Consider the following 19,755-nt stretch of genomic DNA (forward strand, 5'->3'; position numbering starts at 1 on the left):
GGGATATTTGCCAAGCAATTGTCAAGTATTTCCTGTACGATGCCTGGCCAAGTTAATTTTCTACAGGTTAGTGGCCGCCATGCGTGTAAAAGCATCCAACAGCAAAGCAAAGCCAGCTCCCGCCGTTGAAACCAGCGAATCGATCAACAGCCAGATCGCTGCGTTCCTCAAGTCCGGCGGCGAAATCCAGCAAATTGCCAAGGGCGTGAGCGGCCAGACTTTCGGCCCATCCAAGCAGATCAGCCTGGGCAAGAAGTAATAGTCATACCCGCGCACTGCATCTGGTCCCTAAGCGTCTTGCCTTCGAGGCGCTAGGACTAGAGTTGCCACCCCCTCCCGATACATTCAATACGCAGCTAATCGACGAACGGGCCTCAACGCCTGGCATTCGCCGGTATCCTTGCACACGTCTAGCACGGGCATCCGCCTGAATCTTTCCGTTACTGCTCCTCGCTTTTCATGGAGTGAAGCATGCTTAAACGCTGTATTTTCGTGGTCAGCATCCTGGTCGCCAGCCCTTTGGCCCAAGCGCATATCTTCCAGCGTGAACTGGGTGACTTCGACCTGAAATTAGGCACCACCCCCAGCCGCACCATGGCCCAGGGCCTGGTCAAGCCGACCGCCCCTGGCAGCGACTCGTTCCACGGTGGCCTGGACCTTACCCACGACAGCGGCCTGTATTTCGGCCAGTTTTCCCCGAACATGGGCCTGTCGTCGGCCAATAACCTTGAAGTCGACTCCTACATGGGCTTCAAGCGTCCGTTCGACCAGACCCTGGGCTACGAAGTCGGCTTGATCCACTACAGCTACCCCAAGGTCAGCCCCCTCGACAGCCAGGAGTTCTACGGCGGGCTGAACCTGTTGGGCAACCGCTTTGGCGTGTCTTTCAGCAACGACCCCGACCGCCAGGACAGCACCCTGTTTGCCGACCTGGGCGGCACCCAGCCTTTCGGCATCGGTGTCAGCATGAAGTACACCACCCATCAACTGGGCACGCCGGTCTCGGTAGAGAACGGCGCCATCAGCAGTTTCAGCGATTGGTCGGTGCAGTTTTCCCGGGCCTGGAAAGGCATTGACCTAGACCTGATCTACAGCGGCTCCAGCCTCAGCGGCAGTGACTGCTCGGCCTACTCCGGACACAACTCGCAATGTGATGGGCTGTTGACCTTGAAGGCCGCGCGGTCGTTTTATTGATGGGCTGAACTGTCGCACCCCGCGCAGGTTCACATGCATTAACGCCCTCCATGCAAGGACCTGCCCATGTTGCGCCGGCTCAAACTCCTGATGGTACTGCTGACCCTGAGCCTGGTGCTCGCCGGCTGCAATCGCGTGGGCCTGGCCTACCGTAACCTCGACGTGATCATCCCCTGGACCCTCAACGATTACCTGGACATGAATGCCGGGCAGAAGAGCTGGTTCAACGACACTCTCAAGGAGCACCTGGCCTGGCACTGCACCACGCAATTGCCTGGCTACCTGGACTGGCTCGACCGCCTGCAGCAGATGGTCGACAGCAACCAGGTCACCGACGCCGCGTTGCAAACTCGTACTGTCGAGGCCAAACAGGCAATTGCCGAGATTGCGCGGGAAATCACCCCCTCAGCCGTGCAATTGCTGCAAGGCCTGGACGATCAGCAGGTCAAGGACATGAGCGACGCCCTGGCCAAGGACCTGCGCAAACGCCAGGACGAATACCTCAAGCCGCCGCTGGCCCAGCAAATCAAGGAACGCGCCGAACGCATGAGCAAGCGACTGGACGCCTGGATCGGCCCATTGAGCCCCGGCCAGCAAAACCGCGTGACGGCCTGGTCTGCCGAGTTGGGCGCGCAAAACCAAGCGTGGATCGGCAACCGCGCCCATTGGCAGGCGCAATTTATCGAGGCGCTGCAACAACGCCACACTGCCGATTTCCCGCAGAAAATCCAGCAACTGCTGGTGGATCGCGAAAGCCTGTGGACCCCGCAATACCGCGCCGCCTACGCACAGACCGAAGCCGCCGCGCGCAGCTTGCTCGTCGACGTGATGGCCCAAAGCTCCCCAGCGCAGCGCCTGAAACTCACCCAGAAAATCGACAAGGTCCGCAGCGACTTCCAGGCGCTCAAATGCCTGAAAAGCGCGCAGTCTTAGTCTGGCGCCAAGGTGCCCAGCCAGGCCACCAAGCCAAGGATGAGCACCACCGCACCAAACTCCATAACCATGCTGCGCCGTAACGCACGGATCGCCACGCTATAGTCGCCCGCCGCGATAGATCGATGTAGAAGCGGCGTCAGATGAAAGCGATTGAGGGCCGCCAAGGCCAGCATCAGGCCAAACAACCCCAGCTTCAGGCAAAGCAGCACCGCGTAGACTCCACCGGTGATGCCCCCCAGGTTTGGTCCGACGACGAACAGATAATTGGCCACACCAGTGCCGACCAGCACCAAGACAAATCCCGCGCCCATATGCTCGAAACCCGCCAACGCCCTGGCGAGAACCTGGACCCGATCGCCCCGTGGCAACGACGCAGGCATCAGCAGCAGACCAAATGCCGCCAGCGCCCCCACCCAACCTGCCGCCGCCAACAGGTGTGCACCGTCGCTGACGATGTGCCACACACCTTGCACACCTTCGTGCATCACGCCGTGCCCTGTCCACACCAGGGTGACCAACGCCACGCCAGCCGACAGCGTGGCCAGCGCCAGGTGAGTGCTCAGTGCCGCCAGCACCAGCGCCGCGACACGCACCCACCACGTCAGCCCCAGGTCAGTCTGCCACAGCATCATCTGTACATGCGGCCACAGCGCCTGCCAATCCGTGGCTCCGCTCATCGATTGGGTCATGACCAATAGCGACGCCACCGAAAACGCCAGCCCCAAGCCGCCCGTCAATCCCATCCATGCCCTTAGATTGAGCCGTCTGCGTTGCTCAGCGTGCAGACCATAAAGGCCGAACAGCCCCAGTCCAAATAGCATCATCAGGTCGAGATAGAGCGCGAAGCGCAATGCGATGGGGATCAGCTCACTCATGGCTGCACGCTGAACACCACATTACCCGTGATCGGATGCGTATCAGACGACACGGCACGCCAATCCACCCGATAGCTGCCGGTGGTGAGTGCGGAGACCGGCTTGATCAACATCACCTTGGGGTCGCTGCTCGCCGACACGGCGGCCTTCACCGGCATCGGAGAATCGGGCATGCCCGGCATGTCGGTCATGGTCAGCTTGGCCCCGGAAAACTGAGTCAACAGATTTTCCGAGAAGTGCAATTCAATGACTGCAGGCGCAGCGCCCTGTGCACCTGTCGCCGGAAGCGACGACAGCAGCTTTGGATGGGCCGAAGCTGGCAGGCTAAGACTTAAGCCTACCCACAGCGCAGCACCCAGCAGCGTGGTGTTCAACATAGACATGCAAGACTCCAGGCCGCGCGAGGCGGCGAATGATAAAAAAGGGAAACCTTTCAGAACCACAACCGCACGCCGACCACCCAGCGCAGTTGATGGATGTCTTCGCCCTCGTCCCGTGCGTATTGCGCGGTCTGGCCATAAGCCCGGTTCCAACTGACCCCAACGTAGGGCGCAAACTCGCGGCGAACTTCGTAGCGCAAGCGCAGGCCCAGGTCACTTTCCGCCAAGCCCGAACCAACGCCGCGTTGCGGATCGTTCTGCGCATAAAAATTGAGCTCTGCGGTGGGCTGCAGGATCAGGCGATTGGTGAGCAGAATGTCGTAGTCACCCTCAAGGCGTGCGGCGGTATGCCCCGATTCGCCGACAAACAACGTGGCTTCGGCCTCGAAGTTGTAGAGCGCCATGCCTTGTAGGCCAAAGGCCGCCCAGGTCTGGCTGGCACCAGGCTTGAAGTCCTGGCGCACGCCGCCGACCACATCCCACCACGGGCTGATTGCGTGCCCCCATAACGCTTGGGCTTCGGCGCTTTCAGTGCGGCCGGCGCTGCGTTCGCCTTCACTGCGTAGCCACAACCGGTCGATGTCACCGCCGACCCAACCCTTGATGTCCCAACTCTGCGTGTTGCCGTCGCCGCCCCGCCATTCCAACTGGTTGACCAGCAGCATCGAGTTGACGCCGCTGTCGTGCACCTGATGCCCTCCCGGCGCGTTGTACACCGCTGCGCGGTCTGCGTCGGTCAGCGCCGGAATCGGCGTACGGCTTTGCGTCAGCGCCGGCGTCGCCGGGCTCATGCCCTGAAATTCATCCTCGGCCGCCAACGCCCATGGGGCGAACCCCAGCGTGGCGAAAGCGATGCAAAGGGACGAGACGCAACGGTTCATGCTCGCTTCCTTATTCATGCACGCGCACCTCACGGAACATGCCCATTTCCATGTGGTACAGCAGGTGGCAGTGATAGGCCCAGCGCCCCAAGGCATCAGCGGTGACGCGGTAACTGCGCCGGGAGCCCGGTGGCATGTCGATGGTGTGTTTGCGCACCTGGAACTGGCCGTTTTCGTCCTCCAGATCGCTCCATAATCCATGCAGGTGAATCGGATGGGCCATCATGGTGTCGTTGACCAACACCACCCGCACGCGCTCGCCATAGGTCAGTTGCAGAGGCTCGGCATCGGAAAACTTCACGCCGTTGAACGACCAGGCGAACTTTTCCATATGCCCGGTGAGATGCAATTCGACGGTGCGCGAGGGGTCGCGGCCATCGGGGTCTTCGAAGGTACTGCGCAGGTCGGCATAGGTGAGCACCCGGCGGCCATTGTTGCGCAGGCCGATTCCAGGGTCGTCCAGCTTGGGCACCGGGCTCATCGCCTGCATGTCTACCAGCGGGTTGTTCTGCTCGCTGGCGGGGTGTTTCTGCATCGCCATCGCGCCCATGGCGCTGTGATCCATGCCTTCCATGCCCGGCATATCGGCCATGGCGCCGTGGTCCATGCCGCCCATGCCCATGTCCTCCATGGTCAGCCACGGGCGCGGATCAAGCGGCGGTACCAAGGCCGTCGCCCCCACCTGCCGGGCGAGGGTGCCACGGGCATAGCCTGTGCGGTCCATGGACTGGGCAAACAGGGTGTAAGCGTCTGCCACGGGCTCGACCAGCACATCGTAGGTTTCCGCCACGGCGATACGGAACTCGTCGACGCTTACCGGCTTCACCGGCTGACCATCCGCGGCGATGACGGTCATCTTCAGCCCGGGAATGCGCACATCAAAATAGGTCATCGCCGAACCATTGATAAAACGCAGGCGAATGGTTTCCCCCGCCTTGAACACCCCGCTCCAGTTCTGCCCAGGCGGATGGCCGTTGAGCAAGTAGGTGTAGGTCTCGCCGCTGACGTCCGCAAGGTCGGTGGGGTTCATCTTCATTTGCGCCCACATCAGCCGGTCGGCAGCGGTCGCCGACCAGCCCTGCTTGCCCACATCCCGGATAAAATCGCCCAGGGTGGGTTTGTGCAGGTTGTAGTAATCGGACTGCTTCTTGAGGGTCTTCATCAGGGCGACGGGGTCTTCATCGGTCCAGTCCGACAGCATCACCACGTAATCGCGCTGGTAGGTATACGGCTCGGGTTCCTTGGGGTCGATGACCAGCGGACCGTACACACCCTGCTGCTCCTGAAGCCCGGAATGGCTGTGGTACCAGTAGGTGCCGTGCTGCTTGACCTTGAACTGGTAAACGTAAAGGGCGCCCGGTTCGATGCCCTTGAAGCTCAGGCCGGGCACGCCGTCCATGGTCGATGGCAACAGAATGCCGTGCCAGTGGATCGAGGTGGGCTCGCCAAGGCGGTTTTTCACGCGCAGGGTCACGGTGTCGCCCTCCCGCCAGCGTAACAGCGGGCCGGGCAGGCTGCCGTTGACGGTCAACGCGGTGCGCGGTTGGCCTGTCAGGTTGACGGGGGTCTGGTCAATAAACAGGTCAAACTCGCTGCCGGCGAGCACCGTGGGCTGGCCGGGGCTGGTCAGTGCCCACACAGGCGGGCGCCAAAGCCCGAGCCCGCCCAGCAGGCCGCCTGCGGCCAGGCCTTTGACGAATGTGCGTCTGGAGGTTGTGGAGTGCATGCCGATTCAAGTCCGTGAGTTGAATGGCAGCAGATTAGGAGTCGCCGGCTGTCAGCAACCTTAGCGGCAGATTACCGATTCGACAGGTTCACCCGGCACCCTCAGGGGCGCCGGGGCATAACAGGATCAGGCGATCTGGGCTTTGGAGGCCACTTCAGCGAACGTTGCCGGATCAAGCGCATCCGCTTGTTCATCCAACACCTGACGCGGATGATCATTGCCCGGAATCGAGCTGTCGATCAGCGCCAGCAATTGCGCACCCAGCGCCGTCAGAATGAAATTCTCGCCATTGCCGCCCTCTTCTTCTGGCCGCGATTCAATAAAGCCACGCTTGAACAGCAGCGCCTCGTAATCGGCAGCGGTCTTCTTCAGTGCGTCCAGGTTGCCAGTGGCCTCGCCGGCCGTCGCCTTCTCGGCCGCTTCCTGTTCGGCGTATTTGCGCGGCGCAAAGCTGCCCTCGCCGTTCTGCACTTCATGCAGCAGACGTTCGATCAGATCCCAATTGTAAGTCGTCATCCTGATTCCTCCTGCAGGCCGATGGAGTTAGCCCGTCTAAGGGAGTGACATGTCCTGGCACTGGCCGTTCAACTGAACAGACGGGCGTCATTTCTCTGAACTTTCCAGAGGTTCGCCACCTCAACTGCACATCACTGCCAAGGAAGTCCGACCATGAAAACCTTGATGAAGCTGACTCTCGCCGCCACGCTGTTAAGCGCCCTGCCCGCCTGGGCCTGCACGCCCGAGGAGGCAACGGCCAAGCGTGAAGCGCTGGCCAAGGAAGTGACCAAGCTCACAGAACAGAACCCGACCAAGGCCAAGCAGATAAATGCCGAGCTGCAGAAGATGGACCTGGATACCGAAAGCGCCGAGTTTCCCGACAAGTGCCAGTTGATCGATGCGCGGCTCAAGGAGCTCAAGGAAGCGGCCGCCAAAACCAACAACTGATGGCGAAAAAAAACCGGACATCGTCCGGTTTTTTTATGCCCGCCTGCTTATTCGGCAGCCGGTGCTTCTGGCTTGCGGCGCTTGAGCGGCGCCATGCCGTCCTTGCTGACGAGCGACAGGTTGTCGGTCTTCGGCCGGTTGGCGATCTTGCGCTTGGTCGGTGACTTGGCGCCGGTTTTCTTCTTGTCGCCCTTGGCGTCGGTCTTTTTCTTCTTCACGCCAACGGCCTTGCCCGACGCCTTGACCTTCTTCGGCCCGGTGTAAGTGCCTTTGACTTCCTTGATGGTGCGGCGCTCGAACGACTGCTTGAGGTAGCGTTCGATGCTCGACATCAGGTTCCAGTCGCCGTGGCAGATCAGCGAGATGGCCAGGCCATCGTTGCCGGCCCGTCCGGTACGGCCGATACGGTGCACGTATTCGTCGCCGCTGCGTGGCATGTCGAAGTTGATCACCAGGTCCAGGCCGTCCACGTCGAGGCCGCGTGCGGCGACGTCGGTGGCCACCAGAATCTTCACGCCGCCCGCCTTGAGACGGTCGATGGCCAGCTTGCGGTCCTTCTGGTCTTTCTCGCCGTGCAGCACGAACGCCTTGTATTCCTGCGCAACCAGGCGCCCGTAGATACGGTCGGCGGCGGCACGGGTGTTGGTGAACACGATGGCCTTTTGGTAGGTCTCGTTGGCCAGCAACCAGTTGAGGATCTGTTCTTTGTGCACGTTATGGTCAGCGGTGACGATCTGCTGGCGCGTGGTGGCGTTCAGGTCGCTGACGTTGTTGACCTGCAAGTGCTCAGGGTTGTTCAGCACCTTCGCGACCATGTCGCGCAGGGTCGAACCACCGGTGGTGGCGGAGAACAGCATGGTCTGCTGACGGTTGACGCACTCGCCGACCAGACGTTGCACATCATCGGCAAAGCCCATGTCGAGCATGCGGTCGGCTTCGTCGAGCACCAGCACCTCGACTTCCTTGAGGTCGAGGTTGCCAGCGTTGAGCTGCTCGATCATGCGCCCTGGGGTGCCGATCAGGATGTCCGGCACCTTGCGTAGCATCGCGGCCTGGACCTTGAAGTCTTCGCCACCGGTAATGATGCCGGACTTGATGAAGGTGAACTGCGAGAAGCGCTCGACTTCCTTCAGGGTCTGCTGAGCCAGCTCGCGGGTCGGCAGCAGGATCAGGGTCTTGATGCTGACGCGCACTTTGGCCGGGCCGATCAGGCGGTTAAGCACCGGCAGGACGAAAGCGGCGGTCTTGCCGCTGCCGGTTTGAGCCGTCACCCGCAGGTCACGCCCTTGGAGCGCGAGCGGGATGGCCGCTGCTTGCACAGGCGTAGGCTCGACAAATTTAAGCTCGGCCACGGCTTTGAGCAGGCGTTCGTGCAGGGCGAATTGGGAAAACACGGGTGCTACCTCGAAGAAATACAAAATATCAGCTGCATAGGTTACCGGTTTCGGGCGCCCAAACCGAGTTTCTTTACGCGAACGGGGCCAATCAGCTGCTTTTTTGTCAGCGATTTTGTCCAGAGCGTCAACTTTATTGCACTTAAATGCTCTAATCGCCCCGTGTTGTCTTACAGAAGAATCGGTTCACTCATGGATATCAAACAGCTCTGGCTCAACGTCCAAGACCTTTGGGGCGCCCTCGATGAACACCCGGTCCTGCATTCCAGCCTCGGCTTGCTGGTGTTGCTGGTGGTGGCATTGGTGGTGGGACGGGTCGCCCGTTACCTCATCCTGCACGCGGTCAAATTGCTCGGCCGGCAGCCGGCCCTGCACTGGCTGAACGACCTACGGCATAACAAAGTCTTCCATCGCCTGGCGCAGATGACGCCGTCGCTGGTGGTCCAGTTCGGCCTGTACCTGGTGCCGGACCTGAGCAAGACCGCCATCCTGTTCATCGGCAACGTGGCCCTGGCGATCAGCATCTTGTTCATGGTTTTGGCCATGAGTGCCCTGCTCAACGCGCTGCTGGATATTTACGCACGCACCGAACACGCACGCACCCGTTCGATCAAAGGCTATGTGCAACTGGCGAAAATGGTGCTGTTCGTGTTCGGCGCGATCATCATCGTCGCCACCCTGATCGACCGCTCGCCGCTGTTGCTGCTCTCAGGCCTGGGTGCGATGTCGGCGGTGATTCTGTTGGTGTACAAGGACACCCTGCTGTCGTTCGTCGCCAGCGTGCAATTGACCAGCAACGACATGCTGCGCGTCGGTGACTGGATCGAAATGCCCCAGGTCGGTGCCGATGGCGATGTGGTCGATATCACCCTGCACACGGTGAAGGTGCAGAACTTCGACAAGACCATCGTTTCTATCCCCACCTGGCGCCTGATGTCCGAGTCGTTCAAGAACTGGCGTGGCATGCAGGCCTCCGGTGGGCGCCGTATCAAGCGCAGCCTGTACATCGACGCCAGCGGCGTACGCTTCCTGAACGATGAGGAAGAAGTGCGCATGACCCAGGTGCACTTGCTCAGCGGCTATATCAGCCGCAAACAGGCCGAACTCAAGGCCTGGAACGAGGCCCAGGGCCACAGCGCGCAACTGTCGGCCAACCGTCGGCGCATGACCAACCTCGGCACCTTCCGCGCCTACGCCCTGGCGTACCTGCAAAGCCACCCGGACATCCAGCCGAACATGACCTGCATGGTGCGCCAGATGCAAACCACCGCCCAGGGCGTGCCGCTGGAGATCTACTGCTTTACCCGCACCACCGCGTGGGGCGATTACGAGCGGATCCAGGGGGATATTTTTGATTATCTGTTGGCGGTGTTGCCGGAGTTCGGGCTGAGCCTGTATCAGCAGCCAAGCGGTAATGACCTGCGCGCTGGTGTGCTGCCGGCATTGGCTGGGGCCACGCAGGTACCCGTCGCCGAAACGGCATGAGGTGATGCGAACGGGATTACGGCAGTGACGCCGTAATCTCCTTGCGGCACACCTCAAGCACTTCATCGGCCAGGGCGGAATCATCCGGGCATGCGCGCGACAGCATGATTGCGCCGATGGCATGGGCCATGCTGTCGAGCATTTTCGCCCGCACGTCTTCCTGTGGCCCGTCATTAGCCGCGTTGTACTTTGCTTCCAAGGCCTGCAGGGTGTTTTCCAAGCCGTTGGCAAAGGTCGCCTTCAGCGTGTCCGATTGACGAGCAGCATCGGCACACAACGCCGCCAATGTGCATCCGCCGCCGCGATGGTCGCGGTGCTGCCTGGACAGGTAAACCTCGAAAAACTGCTCCACCTCCATCTCCGCGCTATCAGCCAGTGACTGCGCCAGGCTGTTGGCGGCCGCTTCCGCCATCAAGTCCGCCTTGGAACCGAAGTGCTTGTAAAAGCCGCCTTGGGTAAAACCGGCCGCAGCCATCAACTCGGCCACGCCCACCCCATCGAAACCCCGCTCGCGGAACAGCTCGGAAGCTGTCGCGACGATATGGGCCCGATTGCTCTGTGACTGCGCCTTGGTGATCTTCATGTCTGTGGTCCTGCCAGCTTGCGAGATAGGCATATTACTATGATGTCGATCATAATCAAAACCGTTGACAGCTTTGATTATGATCGACATCATAAAACCTCCTCGTACTCACAGAGCATCACACCATGAGCACTTCCAACACCGTTCTGATCACTGGCGCTTCGACCGCATTGGCGCCGCCTACGCCGAACGTTTTGCCGCACGCGGCCATGACCTCGTACTGGTCGCCCGTGATATCACGCGCCTGGAAGCGCTCGCCGCCCGACTGCGTGAACAGCATGCCGTCAGCGTTGATATCCTCCCCGCCGACCTGACCCAGAGCGCTGACCTGGCCGCAGTTGAAGCGCGCCTGCGCGACGACGCCAGCATTGGCACTCTGGTCAACAATGCAGGCTCCGCGCAGTCTGGCGGTTTTATCGAACAGTCCACCGACAGCGTCGCGCAGTTGGTCGCCCTCAACACCACGGCGCTGGTACGCCTGGCCAGTGCCATCGCCCCGCGCCTGGCGGCAGCCGGCAACGGCGCTATCATCAACATTGGCTCGGTAGTGGGCCTGGCCCCGGAATTCGGCATGACGGTGTACGGCGCGACCAAGGCGTTCGTGCTGTTCCTGTCCCAGGGCATGAGCCTGGAGCTGGCGCCCAAAGGCGTGTACGTGCAAGCCGTGCTGCCCGCTGCCACGCGTACCGAGATCTGGGAGCGTGCGGGCATTGATATCAACACCCTCACAGACGTGATGGAAGTGGGTGATCTGGTGGACGCGGCGCTGGTCGGTTTCGATCGCCGCGAGCCTGTGACCATTCCGCCGTTGCAGGACGGCGCCCGTTGGGACGCGTTGCAGGCTGCGCGGCAAGGCTTGCTGGCGCAGATCAAGCAGTCCCAGGTTGCCGAACGTTACCTGGCGAACGCCTGATCAACCGGTAGCAGGCGCGCTACGCGCCTGCCCCTTCTCATCGAAGCAACGAGCGTTGAACCATGAAGGCATTTTCCATTGAACGGTACGGCAAGCAGCCCGGCCGCCTCATCGAGGCCCCCGCGCCTGTCGTGGGCGAGCATGACGTGCTGGTTCAGGTGCGGGCCAGCAGCGTCAATGTGCTGGATGCAAAGATCGCCAAGGGCGAATTCAAACTGATCCTGCCCTATGCGTTGCCGTTGACACTGGGCAATGACCTGGCCGGCGTGGTGCTCAGCGTCGGCGCTGCGGTGCGACGCTTCAAGCCGGGGGACGAAGTCTACGGCCGCCCGCCCCAGCAACGTATCGGCACCTTCGCCGAGCGGATTGCCGTGCACGAAGACGCACTGGCGCGCAAACCCGGCAACATCAGCATGGAGCAAGCCGCGTCCTTGCCCCTGGTCGCGCTGACGGCGTGGCAGGTGCTGGTGGAAACCGCGAAGCTGAAGAAAGGCCAGAAGGTGTTCATTCATGCGGGCTCAGGCGGGGTGGGCAGTATCGCCATTCAGTTGGCCAAGCATTTGGGCGCTTTTGTCGCCACCACCACCAGCACTGCCAATGTGGAGTGGGTCAAGGCATTGGGCGCGGATGTAGTGATCGACTACAAACAGCAAGCTTTCGAGGCCGTGCTGCGGGATTACGATGTGGTGCTGAACAGCCTTGGCCCGGATGCGCTGGCCAAGTCACTGAAGATTCTCAAGCCCGGCGGCCAGCTCATCTCCATCTCCGGGCCGCCGACTCCCGCCTTCGCCAGCGCCCAGAACCTGCCATGGCTATTAGGCCTGGTCATGGGCCTGTTGAGCAGCGGTATCCGCAGGAAAGCACGCAAGCAAGGCGTGAGCTATGAGTTTGTCTTCATGCGTGCCAGTGGCGCACAACTGGATGAAATCACCGCGCTGGTCGAGTCCGGCAGTATCCGGCCGGTCATCGACCGTACCTTTCCTTTCGAATCCACAGCGGCGGCCCTGGACTATGTCGAACAAGGCCGCGCCAAAGGCAAGGTGGTGATCACGATGGGGACGGCACCGCCCGACGCACACCCAGCCGGCTGATCCAAACCGCCCCCAGAATCACCAGACCGCCCAGGGCCAAACGGCCCAGCGGTTCGTGCTGGTTCCAGATCAACAAGTTCAGCAACAGCCCCACCGGCACATGCAGGTTGTTCATCACCGCCAGGGTGCCGCCATTGACCAGGCAGGCGCCCTTGTTCCACCAGTACATGCCCAGCGCAGTGCTGACCAACCCGAGGAACACCAGCACGCCCCATTGCAGCGGCGCTTGCGGCAGGAAATCAGCCTTGCCGAACAGCAGGAACGCCGGCAACACCACCAACAAGGCGCCCAGGTAGAAATAACCGAAACGCCGGAAGTGCGGCTGGTCACTGGGATAACGCGCCACCAGGTGCTTGTACATGACTTGCCCGGCGGCATAGGTGAAGTTGGCCAATTGCAGCAGCAAGAACCCCATCAGGAAGTGCGGGGTGATCTGATCGAAACGAATCACTGCCGCACCGCCCACCGCCACCAGGGCCGCCACCAGCGCCCAGGGATTGAAGCGGCGATTAAGCGCGTCCTCGATCAGGGTCACATGCAGCGGTGTGAGGATGGTGAACAGCAGCACTTCCGGCACCGTCAGCACACGAAAGCTCAGGTACAGGCATACGTAGGTCACGCCGAACTGCAATGCACCGATCACCAACATGCCGCGCATGAACGCGGGCTCTACCGAGCGCCAGCGGGTCAGCGGAATAAAGATCAGCCCGGCCAGCACCACGCGCACCAGCACCGCAAAGTAGCTGTCGACGTGACCGGCGAGGTATTCGCCGATCAAGCTGAAGGAAAATGCCTGAATCAGGGTGACAACCAGTAGATAGCCCATGCGCGCCTCGTTTCGAATGGGCGCGACATTAAAGCTTTTTGGGGGTTGAAGAAACTCGGCGCAAAAAAAACCCGACCTCGCTAAAGCGGCAGTCGGGCGGGAGCACTCAGGAGCAAAAAGTGCAAAGGGAGGTTCGATACGCGTACTTGAAGGGTTAGCGTGGGGCTATATAAGCAGCACGGGATTATCTGACGATTAACGCCTCAGGCCACCTGAGCCAGCTGCGCCTTGGCGTGATTGACGCCCTTCTCCTGGAAGTCGCCGCCCAGGTTGACGCCTTCGGCGTGAATGAAGGTGACGTCATGAATGCCGATAAATGCCATGACCTGACGCAGGTACGGTTCCTGATGATCCGAGGTGGCGCCGGTGTGGATACCACCGCGTGCGGTGAGCACGATGGCGCGCTTGCCGGTCAACAAACCCTGGGGCCCAGTGGCGGTGTACTTGAAGGGCACACCCGCCCGCCACACGTGATCCCGCCAGGCTTTAAGGGTGCTCGGAATGGCGAAGTTGTACATCGGCGCGGCCCTCACCAACACGTCGGCGGCCAGCAGTTCGTCAGTCAACTCGTTGGAGCGGTCCAGGGACACCTGTTCGTCGTCGTTACGCTGCTCCGCCGGCTTCATCCAGCCACCCAGCAGGTTGGCATCCAGGTGGGGTACCGGATTGAGCGCAACGTCGCGCACGGTGATGCGGTCTGCCGGATGGGCGACTTGCCATTGGCTGATGAACTGTTGGGTGAGCTGACGGGAAATGGAATCCTGCTGGCGCGCACTGCTTTCGATGATCAGAACATTGGACATGGCTTCGTAGGCTCCATCGGTAATTGCTGTAAGTCGATGGAGAGAAGGTTAACCAGGGCCCGTTCGATAAAAAAGCGCAAAAAACTGCTACAACCCATCTAGAAATTTGTTTATAAGCGGAGTATTCCTGTGGGCATGCTCCGCTGTTGCTTTATTTTGGCGCGCAGTTCAGAGCAATACGCATCTTGATGATGGAGCGATTGAACTTGACCGTGGTGTTAGTGCTTTTGCCAGCAGGCACGGTCACGGTACGACGGCGTGGCGATTCCGGGCCGTTGGTGAAGGTTACCGAACATACCGCGTCGTTGGTGCCGTAGTTACTTAGCTGGATCGAACTGATGTCGGCGTCCACATCGGACGCTGTGTAGTCAACGCTTACGCCGTTGATCTTCTTCGTCACATCGATGGGGTAGGCAAACGCGCTCATCGGCAGCAGCGCCAGCAACACACAACACAATTTTCTCATTCGGCAGTCTCCAATAAGGACCGCCAGCTTAGGACAAGAGGAGCTCATCTTGAAAGCGCCCCGCGTTACCCTCGATCAATGGCGCACCTTGCAAGCCGTGGTCGACCATGGCGGCTTTGCCCAGGCCGCCGAAGCGCTGCACCGTTCGCAATCTTCAGTGAGCTACACCGTGGCGCGCATGCAGGACCAACTCGGTGTCCCCTTGCTGCGTATCGACGGGCGCAAGGCGGTGCTGACCGAGGCCGGTGAAGTGCTGCTGCGCCGCTCCCGCCAACTGGTGAAAAACGCCAGCCAGCTGGAAGACCTCGCCCATCACATGGAACAGGGCTGGGAAGCCGAAGTGCGTCTGGTGGTGGATGCCGCCTACCCCAGCGCACGTCTCGTTCGCGCATTAACCGCCTTTATGCCGCAAAGCCGTGGCTGCCGGGTGCGCCTGCGCGAAGAAGTGCTGTCCGGCGTCGAAGAATTGCTGCTCGACGGCATGGCGGACCTGGCCATTTGCGGGTTTATCATCCCGGGCTACCTGGGCACGGAAATGAGCGATGTGGAGTTCATCGCCGTGGCCCACCCCGATCACTCGCTGCATCGCCTCAACCGTGAGCTGAGTTTCCACGACCTGGAGAGCCAGATGCAGGTGGTGATCCGTGACTCCGGCCGCCAGCAACCGCGCGACGTCGGCTGGCTCGGCGCTGAACAGCGCTGGACTGTCGGCAGCCTCGCTACCGCGGCCACCTTCGTCGCCAGCGGCCTGGGCTTTGCCTGGCTGCCCCGGCACATGATCGAGCGCGAACTCAAGGAAGGCGTGCTCAAGCAACTGCCCCTGGAAAAAGGCGGCAGTCGCAACCCGACGTTTTACCTGTACTCCAACAAAGACAAACCCTTGGGGCCCGCCACGCAGATCCTCGTGGAATTGCTGCGCACCTTTGACACCGCTCCCCTGGACGCGCCCTTTGCCGCCCCCCAACAAGCCTGAAACGGAGTTCATCCATGGCCTGGTTCGACCATGAAGGCTGCAGCCTGCATTACGAGGAATATGGCCATGGCAACCCGCTGATCCTGATCCACGGCCTGGGCTCCAGCAGCCAGGATTGGGAACTGCAAGTACCGGTACTCGCCCGACACTACCACCTGATCGTGGTTGACGTGCGTGGCCATGGTCGCTCGGACAAACCCCGGGAGCGCTACAGCATCAAGGGGTTTACCTTCGACCTGATCGCCCTGATCGAACACCTGGACCTGCCAGCGGCCCACGTGGTGGGTTTGTCCATGGGCGGCATGATCGCCTTCCAACTGGCAGTGGATGAACCCCTGCGGGTCAAGAGCCTGTGCATCGTCAACAGCGCGCCTGAGGTCAAGGTGCGCAGTGCCGATGACTATTGGCAATGGGCCAAACGCTGGACCCTGGCCCGCGTGCTCAGCCTGGGCACCATCGGCAAGGCCTTGGGCGATCGGCTGTTCCCAAAACCTGAGCAAGCCGACCTGCGCCGCAAGATGGCCGAACGCTGGGTAAAAAACGACAAACGTGCTTATCTCGCCAGCTTCGACGCCATTGTGGGCTGGGGCGTGCAGGAACAACTGTCGAGAATTGCCTGTCCAACCCTGGTCATCAGCGCTGACCATGACTACACCCCCGTGGCGCAGAAAGAAATCTATGTAAAACTGCTGCCCGATGCGCGGCTGGTGGTGATCGAAGATTCCCGCCATGCCACGCCCTTGGATCAACCCGAGGTCTTTAACGCGACCTTGCTCGATTTTCTAAAGACCGTCGAAACCACTACCCAGGATCACTGACCCATGCTAAAAAAAATCGCCTTCTTTGCCGGTTCCGCCTTGTTCGCTGCCAACCTGATGGCAGCTGAGCCGGCCAAGGCGCCACATGTTTTGCTCGACACCACCAACGGCCAGATTGAAATCGAACTGGACCCGGTCAAGGCTCCGATCAGCACCAAGAACTTCCTGGCCTATGTCGACAAGGGCTTCTACACCAATACGATCTTTCACCGCGTGATCCCGGGCTTCATGGTCCAGGGCGGCGGGTTCACCCAGCAAATGTCACAAAAGCCGACCGAAGCACCGATCAAGAACGAAGCCAGCAATGGCCTGCATAACGTGCGTGGCACCTTGTCCATGGCTCGCACCAATGACCCGAACTCGGCCACCAGCCAATTCTTCATCAACGTGGCTGACAATGCCTTCCTCGACCCGGGCCGCGATGCCGGTTATGCCGTGTTCGCCAAAGTGGTCAAGGGCATGGACGTCGTCGACGTCATCGTCAACTCCCAGACCACCACCAAGCAAGGCATGCAGAACGTGCCTATCGATCCTGTGATCATCAAGTCGGCCAAGCGCATCGACTGAGGTCCGCAGGCAGCTTTGCACGGCGCCCCCCACGGCACCGTGCACCTTTGAAAGGAGAGCCCGCCCGGCGGGCGTCAAACCTAATGCTCTATCGTCGTTTTGAACAACTGATCGATATTTTCCGCGACGCCCCCAGCGCGGCCCCTCCCGAAAAAGTCCTGCCCTTCTATCTCTATTACCTGCGCCAGGTGTGGCCGTGCTTTGCCGCGCTGCTGGTGGTGGGGCTGGTCGGCGCCCTGATCGAAGTCGCGTTGTTCAGCTACCTGAGCCGCATCATCGACCTGGCCCAGGGCACGCCACCGGCGAACTTCTTCCAGATCCACAGCGCCGAGCTGATCTGGATGGCCGTGGTCGCCCTGTTGTTGCGCCCCCTCTTCAACGGCCTGCATGACTTGCTGGTGCACCAGACCATCAACCCCGGCATGACCAGCCTGATTCGCTGGCAAAACCACAGCTACGTGCTCAAGCAGAGCCTGAATTTCTTCCAGAACGATTTTGCCGGGCGCATCGCCCAGCGGATCATGCAAACCGGCAATTCCTTGCGTGACTCGGCGGTGGCGACCGCAGAGGCTATCTGGCACGTGTCGATCTACGCCATCAGTGCCCTGGTGTTGTTTGCCGAGGCTGACTGGCGGCTGATGATTCCGCTGATCACCTGGATCGTTTGCTACAGCCTGGCCCTGCGTTACTTCGTACCTCGCGTGAAAGAGCGCTCGGTGGTCTCCTCGGAGGCGCGCTCCAAGTTGATGGGCCGGATTGTCGACGGCTATACCAATATCACCACCTTGAAGCTGTTCGCCCATACGCAGAATGAACAGGAATACGCCAAGCAAGCGATCATCGAGCAGACCGAAAAAACCCAACTGGCCGCCCGCGTACTCACCAGCATGGACACCGTGATCTGTATTTTGAACGGCCTGCTGATTGTCACCACTACTGGCCTGGCCCTGTGGCTGTGGACCCAGTCGCTGATTTCCGTGGGCGCGATTGCCCTGGCCACCGGCCTGGTGATCCGCATCGTCAACATGTCCGGCTGGATCATGTGGGTGGTCAACGGCATCTTCGAAAACATCGGTATCGTGCAGGACGGCCTGAAGACCATCGCCCAGCCACTGGCCGTGGTCGATCGTGAAAACGCTCCGCGCCTGACGGTGCCCCACGGCCAGGTGCGCTTCGAGCAGGTGGACTTCCACTACGGCAAGCAGAGCGGAATCATTGGCGGCCTCAACCTCGAGATCAAGGCCGGGGAAAAGATCGGCTTGATCGGCCCATCCGGCGCGGGCAAGTCGACGCTAGTCAACCTGCTGCTGCGCCTTTACGACCTGCAGGGCGGGCGCATCCTCATCGACGGCCAGAACATCGCCGAGGTCGCCCAGGAAAGCCTGCGCGCGCAAATCGGCATGATCACCCAAGACCCCTCGTTGCTGCACCGCTCGATCCGCGACAACCTGCTGTATGGCAAGCCCGACGCGACTGACGAGGAACTGTGGGCGGCGGTGCACAAGGCCCGCGCCGATGAGTTCATCCCGCTGCTGTCGGATTCCGAGGGCCGCACCGGGCTGGATGCTCATGTGGGTGAGCGCGGGGTGAAACTCTCCGGCGGGCAACGCCAGCGTATCGCTATCGCCCGCGTGCTGCTCAAGGACGCGCCGATCCTGATCATGGACGAAGCCACCTCTGCGCTGGACTCTGAAGTGGAAGCGGCGATCCAGGAGAGCCTGGAAACCTTGATGCAGGGCAAGACGGTGATTGCGATTGCACACCGGTTGTCGACCATCGCACGAATGGACCGCCTGGTGGTGCTGGAAAAAGGCCAGATCGCCGAGAGCGGCAGCCATTCCGAGTTGCTGGCATACGGCGGGCTTTATTCGCGGTTATGGCAGCATCAGACCGGGGGTTTTGTCGGCATAGACTGATTTCGCTGGGTAAAGCCCCGCTCAATTCCGAACAATTCTGACAGCTTTCTCTATCTGGCTGGTCTTGCGACACAATCCTGCTGTACTGCAATCAGGCCCCAGGAGGGCCCTGATTTAAGGCGGAAGGGAAGCCACACAGACCGTTAATCAGATAGAGCAATCTAAGGAAGTGTTCATGTCACTGTTCAAACGTTCCGTAACGGAAGGACTGGGTACGTTTTGGCTGGTGTTGGGTGGCTGCGGGAGTGCCGTGTTGGCCGCAGCGTTCCCCAACGTCGGCATCGGCCTGCTCGGCGTATCCCTGGCTTTCGGACTCACGGTACTGACCATGGCGTTTGCCATCGGGCATATCAGCGGCTGCCACCTTAACCCGGCCGTCTCGGTGGGGTTGGTGGTGGGCGGCAGATTTCCGGCCAGAGAGTTGCCGGCCTACATCGTGTCGCAAGTGATCGGTGGCGCCATCGCCGCCGCACTGCTGTACTTCATCGCCAGTGGCAAACCAGGGTTCGAGCTAGCGTCCGGGCTGGCAAGCAACGGTTATGGCGAACACTCACCCGGTGGTTATTCAATGGCGGCAGGCTTTGTCTGCGAGCTGGTGATGACTGCGATGTTCGTGCTGATCATCCTTGGCGCTACCGACCGTCGAGCCCCTGCAGGCTTCGCGCCCATCGCCATTGGCCTGGGGCTGACGCTGATCCACCTTATCTCCATCCCGGTGACCAACACCTCGGTCAACCCGGCCCGCAGCACGGGGCCTGCGTTGATTGTCGGCGGCTGGGCACTCCAGCAGTTGTGGTTGTTCTGGCTCGCGCCGATCCTCGGCGCGGTGATCGGCGGCATTACCTACCGATGGTTGGGTGAAGAAAAACCCGCTTGACCCAATCCCTGTAGGAGCGAGCTTGCTCGCGAAAAACACTAACGATGACGCAGTGCTTACAGCTGTAATCCCGCGTCGTCTGCACGTTCTTCGCGAGCAAGCTCGC

Annotated in this window: 21 protein-coding genes and 1 pseudogene; 12 read left to right on the forward strand and 10 right to left on the reverse strand. The window is 60.8% G+C overall.

Features of this window, described 5'->3' with window-relative positions; all coding sequences use genetic code 11:
- Positions 1-79 precede the first annotated feature (79 nt).
- From CER19_RS15325 to CER19_RS15335, 3 genes are all read left to right on the forward strand, one after another.
- Positions 80-259, forward strand: coding sequence for a hypothetical protein (locus tag CER19_RS15325; RefSeq protein WP_003193095.1), 180 nt, complete (start codon positions 80-82; stop codon positions 257-259).
- A 212-nt stretch (positions 260-471) separates the two neighbouring features.
- Positions 472-1,194, forward strand: coding sequence for a TorF family putative porin (locus CER19_RS15330; protein ID WP_116667015.1), 723 nt, complete (start codon positions 472-474; stop codon positions 1,192-1,194).
- Between the two features lie 66 nt (positions 1,195-1,260).
- On the forward strand, positions 1,261-2,127 hold the full coding sequence (locus tag CER19_RS15335) for a DUF6279 family lipoprotein (RefSeq protein ID WP_116667016.1): 867 nt from the start codon (positions 1,261-1,263) through the stop codon (positions 2,125-2,127).
- On the opposite strand, the gene copD is transcribed toward CER19_RS15335, so the two are convergent.
- The 5 genes from copD to CER19_RS15360 form a co-directional block, all read right to left on the reverse strand.
- Positions 2,124-3,005: a copper homeostasis membrane protein CopD gene (gene copD / locus CER19_RS15340; RefSeq protein ID WP_116667017.1), complete on the reverse strand. Its 882-nt coding sequence runs from the start codon at positions 3,003-3,005 to the stop codon at positions 2,124-2,126. The two genes, CER19_RS15335 and copD, sit on opposite strands and share 4 nt — an antisense overlap.
- The gene (gene copC / locus CER19_RS15345; RefSeq protein ID WP_116667018.1) at positions 3,002-3,388 is read right to left on the reverse strand and encodes a copper homeostasis periplasmic binding protein CopC; all 387 of its coding nucleotides are present in this window, start codon (positions 3,386-3,388) and stop codon (positions 3,002-3,004) included. Before copC ends, copD begins: the two co-directional genes overlap by 4 nt.
- Positions 3,389-3,438: 50 nt before the next feature.
- Positions 3,439-4,266: a copper resistance protein B gene (locus tag CER19_RS15350; RefSeq protein WP_116667019.1), complete on the reverse strand. Its 828-nt coding sequence runs from the start codon at positions 4,264-4,266 to the stop codon at positions 3,439-3,441.
- A 10-nt stretch (positions 4,267-4,276) separates the two neighbouring features.
- Complete coding sequence (locus CER19_RS15355) at positions 4,277-5,992, reverse strand: copper resistance system multicopper oxidase (RefSeq protein WP_116667020.1); 1,716 nt, start codon at positions 5,990-5,992, stop codon at positions 4,277-4,279.
- Between the two features lie 126 nt (positions 5,993-6,118).
- Positions 6,119-6,508 (reverse strand): transcriptional regulator, encoded by a 390-nt coding sequence (locus tag CER19_RS15360; RefSeq protein ID WP_116667021.1) that lies wholly within the window; start codon positions 6,506-6,508, stop codon positions 6,119-6,121.
- Positions 6,509-6,661: 153 nt separating this feature from the next.
- Here CER19_RS15360 and CER19_RS15365 point away from each other — a divergent pair, with 153 nt between their 5' ends.
- On the forward strand, positions 6,662-6,937 hold the full coding sequence (locus tag CER19_RS15365) for a hypothetical protein (protein ID WP_116667022.1): 276 nt from the start codon (positions 6,662-6,664) through the stop codon (positions 6,935-6,937).
- Between the two features lie 47 nt (positions 6,938-6,984).
- Here CER19_RS15365 and CER19_RS15370 read toward each other — a convergent pair whose 3' ends face one another.
- Positions 6,985-8,331 carry a DEAD/DEAH box helicase gene (locus CER19_RS15370; protein ID WP_003193110.1) on the reverse strand — a complete coding sequence of 449 codons (1,347 nt, stop codon included), beginning with the start codon at positions 8,329-8,331 and terminating at the stop codon, positions 6,985-6,987.
- A 192-nt stretch (positions 8,332-8,523) separates the two neighbouring features.
- On the opposite strand from CER19_RS15370, the gene CER19_RS15375 reads away from it, so the two are divergent.
- Positions 8,524-9,816, forward strand: coding sequence for a mechanosensitive ion channel family protein (locus CER19_RS15375; RefSeq protein WP_014719419.1), 1,293 nt, complete (start codon positions 8,524-8,526; stop codon positions 9,814-9,816).
- 16 nt (positions 9,817-9,832) lie between these two features.
- Here the strand turns inward: CER19_RS15375 and CER19_RS15380 are convergent, their stop codons facing one another.
- On the reverse strand, positions 9,833-10,399 hold the full coding sequence (locus tag CER19_RS15380) for a TetR/AcrR family transcriptional regulator (protein ID WP_116667023.1): 567 nt from the start codon (positions 10,397-10,399) through the stop codon (positions 9,833-9,835).
- A gap of 125 nt (positions 10,400-10,524) precedes the next feature.
- Between CER19_RS15380 and CER19_RS15385 the strand changes: the two are divergent.
- Positions 10,525-11,312, forward strand: a pseudogene (locus CER19_RS15385) (SDR family NAD(P)-dependent oxidoreductase).
- Positions 11,313-11,374: 62 nt separating this feature from the next.
- On the forward strand, positions 11,375-12,403 hold the full coding sequence (locus CER19_RS15390) for an NADP-dependent oxidoreductase (protein WP_116667024.1): 1,029 nt from the start codon (positions 11,375-11,377) through the stop codon (positions 12,401-12,403).
- Here CER19_RS15390 and CER19_RS15395 read toward each other — a convergent pair.
- From CER19_RS15395 to CER19_RS15405, 3 genes are all read right to left on the reverse strand, one after another.
- On the reverse strand, positions 12,360-13,229 hold the full coding sequence (locus CER19_RS15395; RefSeq protein WP_034136149.1) for a carboxylate/amino acid/amine transporter: 870 nt from the start codon (positions 13,227-13,229) through the stop codon (positions 12,360-12,362). The two genes, CER19_RS15390 and CER19_RS15395, sit on opposite strands and share 44 nt — an antisense overlap.
- 203 nt (positions 13,230-13,432) lie before the next feature.
- Positions 13,433-14,032 carry an FMN-dependent NADH-azoreductase gene (locus tag CER19_RS15400; protein WP_116667025.1) on the reverse strand — a complete coding sequence of 200 codons (600 nt, stop codon included), beginning with the start codon at positions 14,030-14,032 and terminating at the stop codon, positions 13,433-13,435.
- Positions 14,033-14,183: 151 nt separating this feature from the next.
- Positions 14,184-14,498, reverse strand: coding sequence for a 3-phosphoglycerate kinase (locus CER19_RS15405; RefSeq protein WP_116667026.1), 315 nt, complete (start codon positions 14,496-14,498; stop codon positions 14,184-14,186).
- Positions 14,499-14,547: 49 nt separating this feature from the next.
- On the opposite strand from CER19_RS15405, the gene CER19_RS15410 reads away from it, so the two are divergent.
- The 5 genes from CER19_RS15410 to aqpZ all read left to right on the forward strand — a co-directional run bounded on the left by CER19_RS15410 (position 14,548) and on the right by aqpZ (position 19,649).
- On the forward strand, positions 14,548-15,471 hold the full coding sequence (locus CER19_RS15410) for a LysR family transcriptional regulator (RefSeq protein WP_116667027.1): 924 nt from the start codon (positions 14,548-14,550) through the stop codon (positions 15,469-15,471).
- 14 nt (positions 15,472-15,485) lie between these two features.
- Positions 15,486-16,289 carry an alpha/beta fold hydrolase gene (locus CER19_RS15415; protein WP_116667028.1) on the forward strand — a complete coding sequence of 268 codons (804 nt, stop codon included), beginning with the start codon at positions 15,486-15,488 and terminating at the stop codon, positions 16,287-16,289.
- A 3-nt stretch (positions 16,290-16,292) separates the two neighbouring features.
- On the forward strand, positions 16,293-16,856 hold the full coding sequence (locus CER19_RS15420; protein ID WP_116667029.1) for a peptidylprolyl isomerase: 564 nt from the start codon (positions 16,293-16,295) through the stop codon (positions 16,854-16,856).
- Between the two features lie 83 nt (positions 16,857-16,939).
- Positions 16,940-18,772 carry an ABC transporter ATP-binding protein gene (locus CER19_RS15425; protein WP_116667030.1) on the forward strand — a complete coding sequence of 611 codons (1,833 nt, stop codon included), beginning with the start codon at positions 16,940-16,942 and terminating at the stop codon, positions 18,770-18,772.
- Positions 18,773-18,947: 175 nt separating this feature from the next.
- Positions 18,948-19,649, forward strand: coding sequence for an aquaporin Z (gene aqpZ, locus CER19_RS15430; protein WP_116667031.1), 702 nt, complete (start codon positions 18,948-18,950; stop codon positions 19,647-19,649).
- The last annotated feature ends 106 nt before the right edge of the window (positions 19,650-19,755 follow it).

The sequence above is a fragment of the Pseudomonas sp. GL93 genome (genome assembly GCF_003408955.1).
In the GTDB taxonomy this organism is placed as follows: Bacteria; Pseudomonadota; Gammaproteobacteria; order Pseudomonadales; family Pseudomonadaceae; genus Aquipseudomonas; species Aquipseudomonas paracarnis.